Source organism: Pseudomonas putida S13.1.2, from assembly GCF_000498395.2.
Classification (GTDB): domain Bacteria; phylum Pseudomonadota; class Gammaproteobacteria; order Pseudomonadales; family Pseudomonadaceae; genus Aquipseudomonas; species Aquipseudomonas putida_Q.
This window is the reverse complement of record NZ_CP010979.1, coordinates 340611-359068: the sequence shown is the minus strand read 5'-3', so window position 1 is coordinate 359068 and position 18458 is coordinate 340611. Positions and strand designations below refer to the sequence as shown.

15 protein-coding genes are annotated in these 18458 nt (G+C 63.0%); 9 read left to right on the top strand and 6 right to left on the bottom strand.

What is annotated here, in order from left to right:
* Window positions 1-24: 24 nt before the first annotated feature.
* The 5 genes from N805_RS01410 to N805_RS01390 all read right to left on the bottom strand — a co-directional run bounded on the left by N805_RS01410 (window position 25) and on the right by N805_RS01390 (window position 3342).
* Complete coding sequence (locus tag N805_RS01410; RefSeq protein WP_026034592.1) at window positions 25-426, bottom strand: type II TA system antitoxin MqsA family protein; 402 nt, start codon at window positions 424-426, stop codon at window positions 25-27.
* Window positions 427-428: 2 nt separating this feature from the next.
* Window positions 429-725, bottom strand: a complete 297-nt coding sequence (locus N805_RS01405; protein ID WP_026034591.1) for a type II toxin-antitoxin system MqsR family toxin — start codon at window positions 723-725, stop codon at window positions 429-431.
* A gap of 94 nt (window positions 726-819) precedes the next feature.
* On the bottom strand, window positions 820-2145 hold the full coding sequence (locus N805_RS01400) for an MFS transporter (protein ID WP_019472603.1): 1326 nt from the start codon (window positions 2143-2145) through the stop codon (window positions 820-822).
* A gap of 72 nt (window positions 2146-2217) precedes the next feature.
* Window positions 2218-2697 (bottom strand): hypothetical protein, encoded by a 480-nt coding sequence (locus N805_RS01395; protein ID WP_019472602.1) that lies wholly within the window; start codon window positions 2695-2697, stop codon window positions 2218-2220.
* A 168-nt stretch (window positions 2698-2865) separates the two neighbouring features.
* Window positions 2866-3342 carry a sigma-70 family RNA polymerase sigma factor gene (locus tag N805_RS01390; RefSeq protein ID WP_019472601.1) on the bottom strand — a complete coding sequence of 159 codons (477 nt, stop codon included), beginning with the start codon at window positions 3340-3342 and terminating at the stop codon, window positions 2866-2868.
* A 220-nt stretch (window positions 3343-3562) separates the two neighbouring features.
* On the opposite strand from N805_RS01390, the gene azu reads away from it, so the two are divergent.
* The 4 genes from azu (at window position 3563) to N805_RS01370 (ending at window position 8796) form a co-directional block, all read left to right on the top strand.
* Window positions 3563-4012: an azurin gene (gene azu / locus N805_RS01385; RefSeq protein ID WP_019472600.1), complete on the top strand. Its 450-nt coding sequence runs from the start codon at window positions 3563-3565 to the stop codon at window positions 4010-4012.
* A gap of 225 nt (window positions 4013-4237) precedes the next feature.
* Complete coding sequence (locus tag N805_RS01380; protein WP_026034590.1) at window positions 4238-5431, top strand: efflux RND transporter periplasmic adaptor subunit; 1194 nt, start codon at window positions 4238-4240, stop codon at window positions 5429-5431.
* Window positions 5432-7393 carry a MacB family efflux pump subunit gene (locus N805_RS01375; protein ID WP_019472598.1) on the top strand — a complete coding sequence of 654 codons (1962 nt, stop codon included), beginning with the start codon at window positions 5432-5434 and terminating at the stop codon, window positions 7391-7393.
* Window positions 7390-8796, top strand: coding sequence for an efflux transporter outer membrane subunit (locus N805_RS01370; protein ID WP_026034589.1), 1407 nt, complete (start codon window positions 7390-7392; stop codon window positions 8794-8796). The genes N805_RS01375 and N805_RS01370 overlap by 4 nt, the downstream gene beginning before the upstream one ends.
* A 61-nt stretch (window positions 8797-8857) precedes the next feature.
* Here the strand turns inward: N805_RS01370 and N805_RS01365 are convergent, their stop codons facing one another.
* The gene (locus tag N805_RS01365) at window positions 8858-10468 is read right to left on the bottom strand and encodes a hypothetical protein (protein ID WP_019472596.1); all 1611 of its coding nucleotides are present in this window, start codon (window positions 10466-10468) and stop codon (window positions 8858-8860) included.
* Between the two features lie 147 nt (window positions 10469-10615).
* Between N805_RS01365 and N805_RS01360 the strand changes: the two genes are divergently transcribed.
* The 5 genes from N805_RS01360 (at window position 10616) to N805_RS01340 (ending at window position 18327) form a co-directional block, all read left to right on the top strand.
* The gene (locus N805_RS01360) at window positions 10616-12004 is read left to right on the top strand and encodes a dipeptidase (RefSeq protein ID WP_080956763.1); all 1389 of its coding nucleotides are present in this window, start codon (window positions 10616-10618) and stop codon (window positions 12002-12004) included.
* Complete coding sequence (locus N805_RS01355; RefSeq protein ID WP_028613365.1) at window positions 12001-12876, top strand: formylglycine-generating enzyme family protein; 876 nt, start codon at window positions 12001-12003, stop codon at window positions 12874-12876. Before N805_RS01360 ends, N805_RS01355 begins: the two co-directional genes overlap by 4 nt.
* Before the next feature lie 30 nt (window positions 12877-12906).
* The gene (locus tag N805_RS01350) at window positions 12907-14016 is read left to right on the top strand and encodes an aminotransferase class I/II-fold pyridoxal phosphate-dependent enzyme (RefSeq protein ID WP_028613366.1); all 1110 of its coding nucleotides are present in this window, start codon (window positions 12907-12909) and stop codon (window positions 14014-14016) included.
* Between the two features lie 23 nt (window positions 14017-14039).
* Window positions 14040-15701, top strand: coding sequence for a cyclic peptide export ABC transporter (locus N805_RS01345; protein WP_028613367.1), 1662 nt, complete (start codon window positions 14040-14042; stop codon window positions 15699-15701).
* A gap of 208 nt (window positions 15702-15909) precedes the next feature.
* Window positions 15910-18327, top strand: a complete 2418-nt coding sequence (locus N805_RS01340; RefSeq protein WP_028613368.1) for a TonB-dependent siderophore receptor — start codon at window positions 15910-15912, stop codon at window positions 18325-18327.
* The last annotated feature ends 131 nt before the right edge of the window (window positions 18328-18458 follow it).

Here is an 18458-nt window from a genome sequence, read left to right as displayed (position 1 = left end):
GGGGCTTTTTGTTAGCTGCCAAAATCAGGCAGTACGCACTTCCTCGAAGAGCTCTGGATGGCGATCCAGCAGCTTGAGCAGTTTCACCAACGCCACGGGTGGTGTGGTCTTGCCGTTTTCATATCGGGAGAACGCGTTGACCCCACCACCGAAGATTTCCCCCGCTTCACGCTGGTCGAGGTCGAACTTCCGGCGCATTGAAGCAATGAAGGAAGGATCCACAACCGTTGCGTTGACTTGGCGCTCGAATGCCGTCATGAGGTTACTGACACGCATGGCTTCATCGTGGCTAAGTACACATTCACCACATCCGGAACAGTAATCGCCACTTACGTCAGGGATGACGGTCGCCTCGCCTTTATAGCTATAGGGCATGCCCTGAACATCAGGTGCAAGCTCCGCTCCGCCGCATATTGGACATCTCATGGTTACAACCCCTTGAAAGACACGATGAGCACGTCGTCTACCACGGACACTTTCAGATAAACGTACCCAATTGCTGTAAGCGGACGATAGACGTCCTGCCAAACCCGGTGATCCATATGACTGGTCATGCTCTTGTAAAAATCAGTGCGCTCCAAACTGGAGATCACTTCAAGCATGCCCGGATAATCCATTCCCAGCGCTCTGGCGCCTCTCAGTGCAGCGCCTGTAGGGCTGATGCGCCTTGCAGCAGCCAAGACTTTTACCCGTTCCAGCGGACAGTGAGGCGTTCTCTTTTCCATGAGAAATTAACCTTCCAGGTTAAATTTGGCCAATAGGTTATTCCAATAACCCCCGCCTGGAAGTCTGCCCCAGCGCCCCAATAGCGTTACCCTCTCATTTGTCACCACACATGATCGGCATCGGCTCTGCAGTAAACGTCAATGGCTCGCGGCGCCCGAAATACAAGGCCGTCAGCAGCCCCACCGTGCCCATGATCAGACAAAACCCGACACACACCCACGGGCTCCACGGCATCAGCGCGATCAGCGCCAGCGGCGTGGTGCTGGCCCACAGCGCATAGGCCACGTTGTAGGTAAAGGAAATGCCCGAAACCCGGATCTCGGCGGGGAACAACCCGACCATCACCGACGGCACCACCCCCACCACGCCGCAGGACAGCCCTGCCAGCGCGTAGGCCAGCCAAGTCATGCCCCACTGCCCATTCAGGCTGGCGTACAACGCGCCGATGCCCAGCGGCAGCAGCACGCTGTAAAGCATCAGCGCACGCCAGGCGCCCACGCGGTCAACCAGCAAGCCGGCGAGCACGCAGCCGATATTGAGGAAGACAATACCCACACTGCTCAGGGCAAAGGTGTGCCCGGCGCTCATGCCGAAGCGCTGCTGCATCACCGTCGGGGTTATCACCACCAACACCACCACGGCAGAAGTCAACACGCAAGTCAGCAGCGCCGCCGGGATCAGCGCACGGCGGTGCTCGCCCAGTACCCGCCGCAGCGGGAACTTCACCGGCTGTTCCTGACGTGCGCGCAAGGCAAGAAACACCGGTGTTTCGCTCAGCCAGCGGCGTAGCCACACGCCAATCACGCCAAACACCCCACCCAACAGGAACGGGTAACGCCAGGCGTAGTCGAGGATTTCCTGCGGTGTGAATACTTGCGCCAGCAAGGTCGCGGTCAGCGCCCCCAGCAGGTAGCCGAAGGTCAGCCCGGCCTGCAGGAAGCCCAAGGCATAACCGCGTCGGCCGGCCGGCGCGTGCTCGGCAACGAAGGTCCAGGCGCTCGGCACTTCGCCCCCAACGGCCGCGCCCTGCAGGATACGCAAGGCCAGCAGAATCAGTGGCGCGGCATAACCGATGTCGGCATAGGTCGGCATCACGCCGATCAACAGGCACGGCAGGGCCATCATCAGGATGCTCAGGCTGAACACCCGTTTACGCCCCAGATGGTCCGCGAAGTGCGCCATCAGGATGCCGCCCAGCGGCCGCGCCAGGTAGCCGGTGACGAAGATGCCGAAGCTTTGCAGCAGGCGCAGCCACTCGGGCATTTCGGGCGGGAAGAACAGCTGGCTGAGGGTCAGCGCAAAGAACACGAAAATGATGAAGTCGTAGATTTCCAGCGCGCCGCCCAATGCAGCCAGGCCCAAGGTCCGGTGATCGCCGCGGCTGAACCGGGGCGGGCGAGCGGTATCGATGGCAGTCATGGCAGGGTCCGCAAATCGGCAAAGGGCAAGAGGATAACAAATAGCTGCCCCGTTGCCCTGCCCGCTGCGCCGCTAGCGGTTGAACACCGTGTGGGCGAAGTTGGCCCGCGGCCGTGGCCTCACCGTAGTCGCCGGCATGCGGCCCGGCAGCGGCAATTTGCCGACCAGCAGTGGCGCGTCGATGATCGCCATGAACGACTCCAGCGCCTCGTTATCAGGCACGTGTGGCAGGCTCAGGCTGACGGCCTGGCGTTCGGTCTGCGGCACTGAAGGCACTTTCAGCTGACTGGAGTGGTAAAGCAGGGCGTGCTGGATCTGGGTGCTGACGCGGCAGAAGCGCTCAAGGTCAACCCCTGCATGGTTTGCCAGCTCGATATTGCCCAGCAGCAGATGAAAAGGCTGCAGGGCGCAATGCACCAAGCGCTGCAGCTCCTCGAAGCTCTCCACGGGGGCTATCCGGTAATAGCCCAGGCCATTGAGCAACCGTTCCAGCTGCAGCCGCTGGCACGGGTGGGCGTCGGCGATGAGGATGCGCAGGGTCTTGTTTGCCATGGTGGGACCTGGGCAGTTGGGTTATGGGTACGCTCCATGACCATACTGCGCCGGTAAAGGCTACTGCCAAGGCCATGCCTGGCAGCGGTCTACTTTGATAGAAGTCGGGAAAGGCGCATAAATCAAGTGATTGACTGACGGAATTTGCATTTGCCTTTAACGCGGTCATCAGCACTCCCACTGACGCATGCGCAGCCGGCAGTGCTTCATGGCGATGACAATGTGCTTTTCCACTACGCTGCGCGAGATACCCAGGCGCTCGGCAATCTGTTGATGGGAAAGGCCATCGAGCTTGCGCAGCAGGAAGCTCTCGCGGCAAGGTTGGCTCAGTTCGGCCAGAGCCTTCTGCATCAATGAAAGACGCTGCGCGGATTGCAGGTCATGCTGCAACTGCATGCTGACAGAACAATCCTCCACCTCGAGCACATCCAATGGCTCGGTCTGACGCACCCGTTGGCGCCGGTGGCGGTCAACGACCAGGTTCAGCGCAATGCGGTAAAGAAACGCCCGCGGGTGTTCGATCGGCGCACTGCCAGTCCGTTGCAGCACCCGCAGAAAGGCATCATGCGCCACGTCTTCGGCAGCCTGGCGGCTACCCATGCGTGCCGAAAGAAAGCTCACCAGTTCGCGATAGTACTGTTCCACGAGAGTATCTGAGGCCTCCTGCCTGCAGTGAAATGCAACGAGCGGGCCGAATGATGTCGGCGGGCAATCTTACAAAGCATGACTATTCCCAGCAACTCGGGCTGCATCCTCCGTGGGCAACAGCATTGGCGTTGCGTGCCCCTAAACCACCAGCACCGAGCTTCGTCATTCCTAGCTGACGCCACGTGTGGCGACGTCCGTTCAATTATGGAGATAGACCATGCTTCGCACTGCCGCAGCCCTGGCTGCACTGACGCTTTCTGGTTTCGTTTACGCTGACGAGCAATGTTCGGTGACCCTCCATGGCACCGACCAGATGACCTTCGACCTACAGACGATTACCGTGCCTGCCAGTTGCAAGCAGTTCAAGGTCACCTTGAAACACCCTGGCACCATGCCCAAAAACGTGATGGGGCATAACTGGGTATTGACCAGAAAGGACGACTTGAAGGCTGTGGCCGATGACGGCGCCAAGGCAGGCGAGAACAATGACTACGTTCAGCCAGGGGATGCCCGGGTATTGGCACACACCAAGCTGATTGGTGGCAATGAGCAAGCGTCTGTAACGTTGGAGACCAAGGTCTTGAACAAAGGCGATGACTACGTGTTCTTCTGCTCCTATCCCTTCCACGCCACGGTGATGAAAGGCACGTTGACCGTCGTTGACTGACCACCCGCGACAAACCGCACAGTGGCGCCTGATGAGGGTGATCAGGCGCTGGTGCTGCGTGCAAGATACCCGGCCGGACCATGGCCCTTGCGTCGCATCCGGGGGCCGTGGCGTTCGTTAGTCCAGCTTCGCCTGAGCCCTTCATCCATTTGTGTCGAGCGCTCTAAATTTCGCCTCCCCACCCACGTTTAACGGGCAGTCTTCCCTCTCTGGCCGGTCTCCTGCATGATTCATTCTCGCCTCACCCGCCGTGCTGCAATCGTCATGCTCTGCCTCATTCCCCTGGCTGCCGCGGCGGCCTGGCAGCTGCTGCCCAATGATGCCGAACAGCGCCCATTCGTGCAGGTGGCACGCGGCAATATCGAGTCCAGTGTCACTGCCCTGGGGACCCTGCAACCGCGCCAGTACGTAGACGTCGGCGCCCAGGCTTCCGGGCAGATTCGCACACTGCACGTAGAAGTGGGCGACACCGTCAAACAGGGTCAATTGTTGGTAGAGATCGACCCGTCCACCCAACAGGCTCAGCTGGACGCCGAACGTTACGCCATCGAAACCCTCAAGGCGCAGGTCAAGGAACAGCAGGCCGAACATCTATTGGCCAAACAACAGCTGCACCGCCAGCAACGCATGGCCGCCGACGGCGCCACGCGCGACGAAGACGTGCAGACTGCCCAGGCCAAGGTGCTGACCACCCAGGCCCGGATCGACATGTACCGCGCCCAGATCGGCAAGGCCCAGGCCACCCTGCGCAGCGCCGAAGCAGAATTGGGCTATACCCGGATCTACGCCCCCATGGCTGGCACGGTCGTCGCGGTGGATGCCCGCGAAGGCCAGACCCTCAATGCCCAGCAACGCACACCGTTGATCCTGCGCATTGCCCGCCTGTCACCCATGACAGTATGGGCCGAGGTATCGGAGGCCGACATCGGCAAGGTCGAGGCCGGCATGAAAGCCTACTTCACGACCCTGAGCGGCAACGGCCGGCGCTGGAGCAGCACCGTGAGGCAGATCCTGCCCATACAGCCCAAACCGCTGGAGCAGATGAGCCAAGGCGGCGGCAGCCCCGCTGCAGCCGGCGGCTCGGGCAGCAGTGCCAGCAGCTCCGGCAGCGGCCGAGTGGTGCTCTACACTGTGCTGCTGGATGTCGACAACACCGATAACGCCCTGATGGCCGACATGACTGCCCAGGTGTTCTTTATCGCCGGCAGCGCCCACGATGTACTCACGGCGCCCGTCGCGGCCTTGCAGGGCAAGCCGGACGCCGAAGGCCGCCAGACGGCCCAGGTGCTGGCCGCCGATGGCCAGGTCCAGTCCCGCAAGGTGCGCACCGGCCTGTCGGACCGCATGCGCATTCAGATCGTCGACGGCCTGGCCGAAGGCGACAAGCTGCTGATCGGCCCGACGGGCGTAGGGGGCTGAATGAGCACGCCACTGATCGAGTTGCGCGGCATCCGCAAGGCCTATGGCGGCGGTGACAGCCCCCGGGTCGAGGTCCTGCGCGGCGTCGACCTGTGCATCCATGCCGGTGAGTTCATCGCCATCGTCGGTGCGTCCGGCTCAGGCAAGTCGACGCTGATGAACATCCTCGGCTGCCTGGACCGCCCCACCTCGGGCCAATACCACTTCGCAGGCCTGGACGTGGCCACCCTCAATGACGACGAACTGGCCTGGCTACGGCGCAAGGCGTTCGGCTTCGTGTTCCAGGGTTACCACCTGATCCCCTCGGCCAGCGCCCAGGAAAACGTCGAGATGCCCGCACTCTATACAGGCGCCGCATCCGCACCGAGGGCCGAACGCGCCCAGGCGCTGCTCGAACGCCTGGGCCTTCACACACGAGCGGCCAACCGTCCGCGGCAGATGTCCGGCGGCCAGCAACAGCGCGTGTCGATTGCCCGCGCACTGATGAACGGCGGTCACATCATCCTCGCCGATGAACCCACCGGCGCGCTCGACAGCCACAGCGGCGCAGAAGTCATGACGCTGCTCGAAGAACTCGCCGAACAGGGTCATGTGGTAATCCTCATCACCCATGACCGAAACGTGGCCGCCCGGGCCCAGCGGGTGATCGAAGTGCTGGATGGCGAAGTGATCAGCGACAGCGCCCAGGGCGCAACCGCCCAACACCGGACCGGCTCGCTCGACGCCCAGGACCTGCGCAAAGGCCTGCTGCAGGCCAGCCACGAGCATGGCAGCTGGCTTGGCGAAACCCTGGATGCCCTGCATGCAGCCTGGCGCGTGATGTGGACCAACCGCGTACGCACCGCTCTGACCCTGCTCGGCATCATCATCGGCGTAGCGTCTGTGGTGGTGATGCTGGCGGTGGGCGAAGGCAGCAAGCGCCAGGTGATGGCGCAGATGGGGGCGTTTGGGGCCAACCTGATGTTCCTCAACGGCGCCTCGCCTACACCACGCAGCCCACCTGGGGAGATACGCCTGAGCGATGTCCAGGCATTGGCAGAACTGCCCCAGATCAAGCGAATCATGCCAGCACTTACCCAGCAGGCGCAGGTCCGCTACGGCAATCAGGACCTGATGTCCACCATCGGCGGATACACCCCCGTTTTCACCGAAATCTTCAACTGGCCAGTTACCCAAGGCAGCTTCTTCACCGAGGCAGATGAGCGCCTGGGCAACGCTGTTGCAGTGATCGGTTCGGAGGTTCGGAAAAAACTGTTCGACAGCCAGGACCCGTTAGGCCAATACATCCTGATCGAAAACGTACCCTTCCAGGTCATCGGCGTGCTGGCGACCAAGGGCTCAAGCGGAGCCAACCAGCGCAATGACCTGCGCATCGCCATTCCGTATTCGGCCTTGAGGATCCGTCTCTCCGGGATCCAGCACCCGGAGTACGTGGTGATAGGCGCCGCCGACAGTACTCTGGTGCAAGAGGCCGAACAGGCGATACGTCACCTTATGCTTGCCCTGCACGACGGTATCGAGGATTTCGAAGTCGACAACAGCGCAGCAATGATCCAGGCCGAAGCACAAACCCGCAATGGCCTGTCGCTGATGCTGGGGGCGATTGCCGCCATCTCCTTGCTGGTAGGCGGTATCGGCGTAATGAACGTGATGCTCATGACCGTACGGGAGCGCACCCGGGAAATCGGCATCCGCATCGCCGTCGGGGCCCGCCAGCGCGACATCCTGCGCCAGTTCCTGACCGAGGCCGTGGTGCTGTCGCTGGTGGGCGGCAGCATCGGCGTCGTCCTGGCGCTACTGGTCGGTGCCGGCCTGGCGTTAGCCCAGGTGGCCGTGGCCTTTTCCGCGATGGCCATCTTCGGCGCCTTCGCCTGTGCCGTGGCCACCGGCGTGATATTCGGTTTCATGCCCGCCCGCAAAGCCGCCGGGCTAGACCCGGTCGTTGCCCTGACCAGTGAATGAACATGACTCGAACCTTCTACGCATCACTGCCCATGCTGGTACTGCTTGGCGCTTGCAGCAGCCAGAGCTCCGCTCCCCCACCCAGCGGGATCGCACCGCCCGCCGCCTGGCAGATGCCGACGGCTGCCGCCCAGGACGTCTCGTTCGATCGCTGGTGGCAGAGTTTCGGCAGCCCGCAGTTGAGCCGCCTGGTCGACCAGGCACGCCACGACAGCCATGACCTCAAGGCCGCAATCGCCCGGGTGCAACAGGCCCGCGAAGACCTGCGCATCGCTGGCGCCGGGCTGTGGCCAAGCGTCGATGGCAGCATCGACGCATACCGCCAGCGACTGCTGCGTGGCCAGGGCTACAGCGAGCAGGACACCTCCAATAGCGAGCGCACCTATCACTACTTCAATACTGCACTGACCGTCAGCTACGAAACCGACTTCTGGGGTGGCAAGGCTGCAGCCCGCAACAGTGCCCGGTTCGCCTTCGAGGCCAGCCAGCACGACCGCGACACCTTGGAGCTCAGCCTGCTGGGCAGCGTTGCCGACAGCTACCTGCAAGCCATTGCGGCACGCGAGCAGGTACGCATCGCAGGCCTGAACCTGGACAACGCCGAGCAAGTCCTGGCAGTGGCGCGCACCCGGTTCAAGGCAGGCTCAGCAACCGCCCTGGAACTGGCACAGCAACAACGTGTGGTGGCCAGCCAGCAGCGCCAGCTGCCGCTCTACCGTCAACAAGCCAACGAAGCCCTGGTAACCCTGGCGACCCTGCTCGGCCAACCCGTGCAGGCGCTGCATCTGGAGGAGCAGCCCTTCGATCGGCTGAGCGGCCCCAGCATCGCCGCCGGCGTGCCAAGCCAACTGCTCACCCGGCGCCCGGACATCGCCAGCGCCGAAGCGCGTCTGGCCGCTGCCCAAGCCGATATCCAGGTAGCCCGTGCGGCGCTGTTCCCGCAACTGAACCTCACCGCCAGCCTCGCCACCGGCGATGCCCAGGCAGCCAACCTGCTACGCAACCCGGTGCTCAACCTGAGCGCCGGGCTCACCGCACCGATCTTCAACCATGGCCGGCTCCAGGCCGAACGGGACAAGGCCGTGGCACGTCAGCAGGAGCTGCTGGAAAACTACCGAGGCGTAATCGTGACCAGCTTCGGCGAAGTGGAAAAAGCCCTGAACAGTATCGACGGCCTTGACCGCCAGGCCGCCTGGCAACGCGATGAGCTGGAGCAGGCACAACGGGCCTTCGACCTGGCGGAAAACCGCTACCGTGCCGGCGCCGAAGACCTGCTCAGCGTCCTCGAAGCCCAGCGCACCCTGTTCGATGCCCAGAACGAACGTGTGCAACTGCGCCGCGACCGGCTGCAGGCCAGCGTGGCGCTTTACAAGGCATTGGGTGGAGGCTGGCGTACGCTTTAAGCGGTTGTGGCAGCAAGCTTGATGGAGAGAGGGCTGCACAGCAGCCCTTTGCTCAGCCCCCTCAGATCCCGTCGCGGCTTGGCCCCGCCGCCAGGTGCCGCCCATACCAAGGCCGCCGTGGCACCAGGCCAGACAACCGGTCGGCCTCCTCCTCCGGGCTGAAGATAATCTGCAACGCCAGCTTCATCGTCTCGATATCCAGTTGACCGCCGCCGCCACCGTTACCCACACCCCAGGCCCCACAGCCCTCACGCGAGGGCCCGAGCCATGGCTCGGCCACGCGCACCCAACGGCCAGGGGCGAACCACGGAATGCCATTGACCGTCTTGTGCTGCACCTCGCCCGGGTGGGCTTGCTGATGGGCCAGGAACCAGTCGCTCAAGCGGTCGTCGATCCAGCCATGGAACGCCCAGAACACCGGGTTCACATGGGACGAGAACGGATCGCCGAGGAAGTCGTTGGCTGCGCCGAACCAGCGTTCGGAAAAGTCGTAGTTGCGCCGGGCGTACACCATCGGCAAGCCAGAGTTCGGGTCGCGCCCCAATGCTGCCCAGCGCATGTGCAACCAGTCGTGGATCCCCAGCTCGATACGCGAGCCGAGCTCGCCCAGGCACAGCGTGCTCAGGTATTCGGGATCGTGCAGCTGCGCCTCCCAGAGCTGGAAGTTGGCGTACAGGCCATGGTTACTCTTGAGGTAGTACAACCACTGGCTGAACGCCTCGTCGCCCTCACTCTGCCAGGTAGGCGGCACGCTGTAGCCGGTCCGGTTGTCAAGGTAGTCGGCAAATGCGGGTACACCCTGGCCAATGAACGGCCGTGGCGCAGGCATGCTCGGCCATGAGCGCAGGTCCTGGACCTCGCGCACACCGTGGAGCATGTGCCGGTGCATGAACAAAAAGTCTTCGCCCGAGCCGTTTCGGTGCCGGTCATGACCGCGGGCGCCACGCTCCTTGCCCAGTGGCCCGGGCTGCCAACCGAGGGCGCGTACGGCCTGCCGGCGTGATTCGTCGATGCGGTGCCACTTGTCACGCCCGGCATGCCAGATCTGATGAAAGTAGCGACGCCTGGGCGAAATCAGGTCTTCGTGCAGCTCAGCCACGTACGGCAGCCGTTCACGGGCCTCGACGAACCGTCGGCGGCTGACCACAAATCGGGCGATGGGCCCGGAGTACCCGGCCTGGGTGCCGGCCAGACTTACCTGGCCACTCAGGGTGGCACCACCCCCACCCTCACCCCAGACACCCCAGATCTCATCGAGCACAGCGCTGCAGTCGTACACCTGGCCGTCGACAGCCACCATGCGCCAATGCACCTGGGGGAGCTTGTCGGCTGACAACCGGCCATACACCTGCAAACCATCCTCCAGGTACGGCGCTCGCCCCAGGTAGCCGCGCACGGCGCGCGCCCCCTGGCCCACGTCGAGCAGCAACTCAAGAGGCTTTGCCAGGGCCGGCAGGGCTTGCTGGTTGTCCAGCAGTTGCCAGTCCCAGATGCCCACCAGGCGTTCGCCGAGCAAGGCATCGGGCAGGTTGTCAACCGGCACCGCCGGCTCGTCGGAGGCCAGTTCCGCCTCCTGGTCCTGTTCCCACTTCTGCCGTGCGTAATACCCGGCGGGCAGCACGACCCCAGCGGCCAAAAGGCCTGCCAGCATCCCTCGACGCGAAAAATTCATCCACCGTACTCGTGACATGACTACTGCTACCAGAACGAACACTCGCAGAGGGGATTTACCGGCTGTGTAAATTCCCACCCCCACGACTCGTTCCACTCATCAGGTTCCGACGGCATAGGGCCGTCCAACAGGCGGGTCGAGAACGCAATGACGAAACACCGAACTTCACCGCGCAAATGGCCATGGGCCGTGGCGCTCGCCGTTTTGCTCAGCCTGGTCGCCGGCACCGCCGTCGGCGCCTGGTGGTACTTTGTCTACCTCCCCAACCATCTTTACGACCGCGAAACCGAACGGCGCGCCGAGGCCCTGCAGGAGCGCATCCTGGCCCTGGATGCGCACCTGGACGTGCCGCTGACCTACGGCAGCGATGGCCAGGAGCCGAACCGCGACGGCCCGACCCAGTTCGACCTGCCCAAGGCCGCCAAAGCGCGCTTGCGCGGTGCCTCCATCGCGATCTGGTCGTGGCCGGAGTTCTGGACCGGACCAAACTGGCCACATCGCCCCACCGACGGGTTCCAGCAGGCCATGGCCAACGAACTGGAAGTGCGCTACCGGATCATCACCAACATCGCCAAGGACTTCCCCAACCAGGCGGGCATCGCCTACTCCCCGGCGGACTTCCGCCGGCTGGCCGGTGAAGGCAAGTTTGCCATCGTCATCAGCATGCTCAACGCCGCCCCGCTGGGCGACGACGTTGACAAACTCGACCTGTGGGCTGCGCGCGGTGTACGGGTATTCGGCCCCGGCTACGTAGGCAACAACAGCTGGGTGGACTCGGCGCGCCCATTGCCCTTTCTGGGCGATTCGGTCGACCCGCTGGGCGGCCTTTCGGCACTGGGCCGCCGCGCCGTGGCCAAGCTCAACGACCTGGGCGTAGTCATCGACGTCTCGCAGATGTCCAGCCAGGCCTTGCAGCAAGTCGCGAAACAGAGCCGGGCGCCGATCCTCGCCTCCCACACCGGCGTGCAGGGCATGATGGATATCCGCCGCAACCTCTCCGATGCAGACCTGGCCGCCATCAAGGCCACCGGCGGGCTGGTCAACATCGTTGCCTATTCGCATTACCTCAAGCCTTTCAGCCGCGACACCATCACGGCCATGAACAAGCTGCGCGCCGAGTACGGCCTGCCCGACCTGCAAAACCAGACCCAGATAGGCACTACCACAGACCCGGTGTTTTCCATCTGGTCGGAAAAGAAGTTCGGCGAATACCTGCCCAAGTTCTACGACGTGCTGCGTCACGAGCCTGCAGCCAACCTGAGCGATTACGTCGACTCCATCGACTACGCCGTGAAAAAGATCGGCATCGACCACGTCGGCATCAGTTCGGACTTCAACGACGGCGGCGGCGTGATCGGCTGGCAGGATGCAAGCCAGGCCCGCAACGTCACCGCCGAGCTGATCAAGCACGGTTACTCCGACGAAGACATCGCCAAGCTCTGGGGCGGCAACTTCCTGCGTGTGTGGGACGCCGCCCAGAAGACCGCCAAGCCGGCCGCTCCTCCTGTCACCCAACACTTGCAAGGACACCCATGAAACGGCTGATCTACCTGTTCGCTTTCACTTGCACGCTGCTGTCGCTCAACGCCTTTGCAGCCGACCCGACCACGCCTGGCAAGGTCTTCAAGGACTGCAAGGATTGCCCCGAGCTGGTGGTGATCCCGCCGGGAAGCTTCACCATGGGCACGCCCGACGATGAGGTGGGCAGGCAGCCCGACGAGGGCCCGCTGCGCACGGTTACCTTCGCGCACCCGTTCGCGGTCACGCGCTTCCACATCACCGCACAAGAGTGGCAGGTGTATGCCAAGGAAACCGGCACCGTGCTACCCACCGGCGACGACCGCCCAGGCCGCCTGTGCACCAACGGCAAGCCCAGCTACCCGCAAGGCCCGCGTCAGCCAGCCGTATGCATGAGCTGGGACGATGTCCAGGGCTATGTGGCCTGGATCGCCAAGAAGACCGGCAAACCCTACCGCATGCTCACCGAGGCCGAACGCGAATACACCGGCCGCGCTGGTTCCACCGGCCCATTCCCGTTCGACTTCGATGAGCCGGGGCAATACCAGATCACCAAGCACGCCAACACCTACGGCCCACGCGACGGCTACACCTATACCGCGCCCGTGGGCAGCTTCCCGCCCAACGCCTTCGGCATGTACGACATGCACGGCAATGTCTACGAATGGCTGCAGGACTGCGTGCACGACAGCTACAACGGCGCCCCCTCCGACGGTAGCGCCTGGCTCACAGGCGGCAATTGCGACTTCAGGCAGATCCGAGGTAACGACTGGACCGAGCCGCCCATTTTCTCCCGCTCCGGCAACCGCAACGAACGCGGCCACGATGTATTCGGCGACTGGCTCGGCTTCCGAGTGGCCCGCAACCTCAATGACACAGCCAAGGACTAAACCCCCATCACCCTAACGGAGATTTACCCGATGACCGACCTCAAGCGACGCGCCTTCGTAACCGCCGCCACCTTGGCCAGCCTGGCTCCGGCCTTGCCTGCCTGGGCCCGGCAACCGCCAACGCACCGCCCGGTCGACCCGGTCTTCGGGGATGACATCATCCGCCTGGATTACAACGAAAGCCCGTACGGTCCCAGTGAATCGGCCGTCAAAACCATGCAACTGGGCGCCCGCCAAAGCGGCCGCTATTACTACGAACAGCAAGTGCGGTTGATCGAGTTGTTCGCCCGACAAAACGGTGTACCCACCGATCATGTTGCCGTATTCGGCGGCTCGCGCCTGCCGCTGCAGGAGGGACTGGCACACTATGCCGGTCCACGCAGCGTCGTCGTCGCGGCCCCCACCTACGACTCCCTCGCCAGCGGTGCCCGATCGATAGGTGCAGCTTTGCACGAAGTACCGCTGGACGCCCACCATGCCCATGACGTGAGCGCCATGCTGGAAGCCGACCCGAATGCCGGCGTGATCTACCTCTGCAACCCCAACAATCCCACTGGCACCCTGACGCCCCGCGCCGACATCGAGCAGCTGGTGACGAACAAACCCAAGGACTGCCTGGCCATCATCGACGAAGCGTATATCCACTTCTCCGATGCCAGGCCCTGCCTGGACCTGGCCGTGGCCCACGACGACGTGCTGGTGCTGCGCACGTTCTCCAAGCTGTATGGCATGGCGGGGGCCCGGCTGGGTCTGGCCATAGCCAGGCCTGCGGTGCTCACCCGTTTGCAGGCCTATAACGGGCGCAACTTCATTGCCCTGAGCGCATCGCTGGGCGGCATCGCCAGCCTCGAACAACGCGATCTTGTAGCGACCCGAAAACGCACCAACCAACGGGTCCTGAACGCCACCACCGAGCGCCTGCAAAAGGCCGGTTACCGCTGCACCCAAGCCCAGGCCAACTGCTTCATGGTGCACCTCAAGCGCCCCGCAACGCCGGTTATCGAAGCCATGGCCGCGCAAGGCGTGCGCGTGGGTCGGCTGTTTGCGGCCTGGCCCGAGTGGATGCGCGTCACCGTGGGTACCGAAGACCAGATGAACACCTTTACCGAAACCTTCCTCAGGGTCATGGCCAACGCCTGACTCCGGCTCACCGAGACCTGCACATGACCGTTTCCGCAAACAGCCTGGCCCGCGAGACCTGGCGCATCCTCGAACCGTTCCGGCTGGCTGTCGTGGCCTCCGTCGCCATGGGGATCATCAGCGGCCTGGGGGTGACCGCGCTGCTGGCTACCGTCAACCGCGCCATGAACCAGGCAGACGGCCCCACCGCCTGGGTGGCCCTGCAGTTCGCCGGGCTGTGCCTGCTGACCCTGGGCTGCTCCACTGGCTCTCGCCTGCTGACCAACCACGTGGGCCAGTACGTGGTGCGCAACCTGCGCCGCGAGCTGGCGGGCAAGGTACTCGGCGCGCCCATCGAGCAACTGGAGCGCTTTCGCAGCCACCGGCTGATCCCGATCCTGCTCAACGACGTCACCACCATCAGCAGCTTCGCCCTTTCGGTGGCGCCGATGGTGATCTCCTTCACCGTGACGCTGGCGTGCCTCGCCTACCTGGCGCTGTTGTCGTGGCAGATCCTGGCGCTAACCCTGCTTACCGTGGCCATCGGCGTGGCGGCCCAATACGTCGCCCAGCGCTTTGGCAACCGGCGCATGGCCGAAGGCCGTGAAGGCGAGGACGAGCTGCAAGGCTATTACCAGGCGATCACCGACGGTGCCAAGGAGCTGCGTATCCAGCGCCAACGCCGCTGGCGCCTGCGCGATGAGCAGATCGACGGCGTCACCCAGCGCATCGCCCGGGCCAACATCCGCGCCGGCGCCATCTTCATCAGCGCAGAAACCTTCGGCTCGATGCTGTTCTTCGCGGTCATCGGCCTGGCCATTGCCTTCCAGGTGATGTGGCCTTCGGCCGAGCGCACAGTGCTGGGCGGTTTCGTGCTGGTGATGCTGTACATGAAAGGCCCGCTGGAACAGCTTGTGCTCAACCTGCCGATGATCGGCCGCGCCCGCATCGCCCTGGGCCGGGTGGCCGAACTGTCCCAGCGCTTCTCAACACCCGAGGTGCAAGGCCAGCCCGGCCAGATGGCCACCCAGGCCGCGCCATTCGAGCGACTGGAGTTGCGCCAGGTGCGCTACGACTACCCGGTGATTCCCGGCAGTGACCCGTTCCGCCTGGGGCCGGTGGACCTCACGGTGAACCAGGGCGAGATCCTGTTCATCGTCGGCGAAAACGGCTGCGGCAAGACCTCGCTGATCAAGGTGCTATTGGGGCTGTATCCGCCTCATACAGGCCAGATCCAGCTCAACGGCCAGCCCGTCACTGATGAAGGCCGTGACGACTACCGCCAGCTGTTCACCACCATCTTCGCCGACCACCACCTGTTCGATGACCTGAGCCCTGTGGCCGCCGACAAACCCGAACTGGTGGCCCGTTACCTGGAGCGCCTGGACATCGCCCACAAGGTCAGCCTGGTCGACGGCAGCTACAGCACCACCGCCTTGTCCACCGGCCAGCGCAAGCGCCTGGCACTGGTCAACGCCTGGCTCGATGAACGCCCGGTGCTGGTGTTCGACGAATGGGCCGCCGACCAGGACCCGTCCTTCCGCCGGGTGTTCTACACCGAGCTGCTGCCGGAAATGAAACGCCAGGGCCGCACCATCATCGTCATCTCTCACGACGACCGTTACTTCCACGTCGCCGATCAATTGATCCGCATGGATCGCGGCCGCGTCGCCACTGAGCGCGTCGGGGCTGAACAACCCGCCTGACCCCCCCGGGTCGCTTCTTGACATGCAGGAGCGGCCCATGGCCCCAAACGGGCTGCACAGCAGCCCTCTCCCCCGTCCTTTCGTGACATCCTTCACAAAACCTTAAAGAAAACCTTTCTCGTTTCGTTCAAATACAGCGGCGCATCATTGGGGGTGTCCCGCGCAATAATCAATTAACGTCGACACAACGCGATCAAAGAGAGCACCCATGCCATCCCTTCACGGATTGACCCCGCTCGCCCGGGCCTTGCTGATACGTCATTCGGTTCGCAAAACTCGCTTGCTGGCCACCACCGGCCTTGCGCTTGCGCTGCCGGTGATGGCTGCCCAGGCGCAAGAGGTGAAGCTGAACATACCCGCCCAGCCCCTGGCAGCTGCTCTGACCGAATTCGGTCGCCAGGCCGATGTCCAGGTGCTCTACAGCCCGGATATCGTCGCAGGCCAGAATAGCGCGGCGGTCAATGGCAGCTTCAGCATCGAGCAGGGTATCTCTCAATTATTGCGCGGCACAAAGGTCCGCTTCAGCCTGCAGGACAACTTGTTGACACTCTCTCCCACCGCCGACGGTGATGCCGTGGAACTCGGCGCGACCAGTGTGCACGGTACGGGATTGGGCGCCTCCACCGAAGGCACCGGCTCCTACACCACCGGCACCATGCAGACCGCAACCAAGCTGCCGCTGACAATGCGCGAGACGCCTCAATCTGTCACGGTGATCACGCGCCAGCGCATGGATGACCAGGCCATGAATACCCTGGATGATGTGGTGCGCAATGCCCCCGGCATGAACTCACAGCGGTTCGGCCCAGACCGGCAGCGCTACTACTCCCGCGGGTACCAGGTCGACAATCTCATGTACGACGGGATTCCGACCAATGTGGGCGGCAACACTGCCGACATCATCGCGTCGGGCGACATGGCGATGTACGACCACGTTGAAATTGTCCGTGGTGCGACCGGCCTGATGCAGGGGGCGGGTAACCCGGCAGCCTCGATCAACCTGGTACGCAAGAAGCCCACTGCAGAGGCCCAGGCAAGCATTACCGCCAGCGCCGGCAGTTGGGACCGTTATCGCACGGAGGCAGACGTCAGTGGCCCCCTCAACGACCAAGGCACCGTCCGTGGCCGCTTTGTGGGTGCCTACCAGAACAACCATAGCTTTCAGGACAACGTCCAGACCGAGCGCGGCGTCTACTATGGCGTGCTCGAAGCAGACCTTAGCGACGACACCTTGTTGACCATCGGCGCGTCCTATCAGGACGACAACAACCACCTACCCTGGGGCGGCATTCCAGTGGCGGCGAACGGCAGTGACCTGCACTTGCCCCGCTCAACCTACCTGGGCAACGACTGGGATTACTGGGACAAAGACACGACCACCGCCTTCGCCAAGCTCGAACAAAGCTTGGCCAACGACTGGAAGCTCACCCTGTCGGGCAACAAGATCTGGTCGAAACTGGACCACCTCGCCAGCAAGGTCAACAACGACGCCGACGTCTACAGCCAGATTCTCGGTGGCTATAAATACGATGACGCCCAGACCGGCGTCGACGCGTTCGCCAGCGGTCCGTTCCGGTTGTTCGACCGGGAACATCAACTGGTAGTAGGTGCCAGCGCCCGGGAAGAGAATATCAAGCTGGTCGAACACACCGACAACTCCGTCTACGAGGACATCAACGTCCACGAATGGGATCCGGGCCTGCGTCCCAAACCGACGACGCTGATCTCCACCTACTGGCAGCACATCAACATCGAGCAGAAGAGCGCCTACGTCACCGGCCGCTTCAGCCTGGCAGACCCATTGCACCTGATCCTTGGCAGCCGCCTGGACTGGTACGAATATGACGCGAAATCCAACTACGGGCCTGTGGATTATAAAGTCACCCGCCATGTCACCAAGTACGCAGGCCTGGTCTACGATCTGAACGATAATCACTCGGTGTATGTGAGCTACACCGACATCTTCAAACCGCAGAATTATCTGAATGCCGGCGGCGGCCTGCTGGAACCGGTCGTGGGCAAAAACTATGAAGTCGGTATCAAGGGCGAATACTTCAACGGCGCACTCAACGGCTCCATCGCGTTGTTCCGCATGGATCAGGAAAACCGTGCTCGAGAGGCCGACAACTGCCCGACTGCCAGGACATGCTACGAAGCAGCCGGTAAAGTGCGCGCGCAAGGTATCGACATGGAACTGCAAGGCGCAATCACCCCGCGCTGGCAGGTTGGCGCTGGCTATACCTACACCGAGGTCAAGTACCGCAGTGATTCTGACAGCGCCAACATCGGCCGCAGCTTCGATACCGACCTGCCCCGCCATCTGGTCAAGCTCACGACCAACTACCAATTGCCGGGCGAACTTGAGCGCTGGCGCATCGGTGGTACCGTCTATGGTCAGAACTCCGTGTACAACAAGGGGACTGATTACAAAATCGAGCAGGGCGCCTACGCCCTCCTGGACCTAATGGTCGGTTTCAAGCCAACCGACCATATCGACGCTCGCCTGAACCTGAACAACGTGTTCAACAAGAAGTATTACGTGAGCATAACCGACAACCCATTCCTTGCTGAAAACGTCTACGGCGACCCACGCAACGTGAGGCTTTCGGTCAAATACAGTTTCTGATCCTGACCACCAGGCCCTAAGCAACGCCCCTTTCCCGACAGGGGCGTTTTCATTTGTGCTACCGAAGTGCCGCCCCCGGACCCGCACAAAAAAAACACCCCGGCCCTTTCAAGGCCGGGGTGTTTTTTTGT

Excerpts from the sequence above, each read along its gene's own strand:
- N805_RS01410 (WP_026034592.1), bottom strand. The coding sequence starts at position 426 with ATGAGATGTCCAATATGCGGCGGAGCGGAGCTTGCACCTGATGTTCAG.
- N805_RS01405 (WP_026034591.1), bottom strand. The coding sequence starts at position 725 with ATGGAAAAGAGAACGCCTCACTGTCCGCTGGAACGGGTAAAAGTCTTG.
- N805_RS01400 (WP_019472603.1), bottom strand. The coding sequence starts at position 2,145 with ATGACTGCCATCGATACCGCTCGCCCGCCCCGGTTCAGCCGCGGCGAT.
- N805_RS01395 (WP_019472602.1), bottom strand. The coding sequence starts at position 2,697 with ATGGCAAACAAGACCCTGCGCATCCTCATCGCCGACGCCCACCCGTGC.
- azu (WP_019472600.1), top strand. The coding sequence starts at position 3,563 with ATGCTTCGCACTGCCGCAGCCCTGGCTGCACTGACGCTTTCTGGTTTC.
- N805_RS01380 (WP_026034590.1), top strand. The coding sequence starts at position 4,238 with ATGATTCATTCTCGCCTCACCCGCCGTGCTGCAATCGTCATGCTCTGC.
- N805_RS01375 (WP_019472598.1), top strand. The coding sequence starts at position 5,432 with ATGAGCACGCCACTGATCGAGTTGCGCGGCATCCGCAAGGCCTATGGC.
- N805_RS01370 (WP_026034589.1), top strand. The coding sequence starts at position 7,390 with ATGAACATGACTCGAACCTTCTACGCATCACTGCCCATGCTGGTACTG.
- N805_RS01365 (WP_019472596.1), bottom strand. The coding sequence starts at position 10,468 with ATGAATTTTTCGCGTCGAGGGATGCTGGCAGGCCTTTTGGCCGCTGGG.
- N805_RS01360 (WP_080956763.1), top strand. The coding sequence starts at position 10,616 with ATGACGAAACACCGAACTTCACCGCGCAAATGGCCATGGGCCGTGGCG.
- N805_RS01355 (WP_028613365.1), top strand. The coding sequence starts at position 12,001 with ATGAAACGGCTGATCTACCTGTTCGCTTTCACTTGCACGCTGCTGTCG.
- N805_RS01350 (WP_028613366.1), top strand. The coding sequence starts at position 12,907 with ATGACCGACCTCAAGCGACGCGCCTTCGTAACCGCCGCCACCTTGGCC.
- N805_RS01345 (WP_028613367.1), top strand. The coding sequence starts at position 14,040 with ATGACCGTTTCCGCAAACAGCCTGGCCCGCGAGACCTGGCGCATCCTC.
- N805_RS01340 (WP_028613368.1), top strand. The coding sequence starts at position 15,910 with ATGCCATCCCTTCACGGATTGACCCCGCTCGCCCGGGCCTTGCTGATA.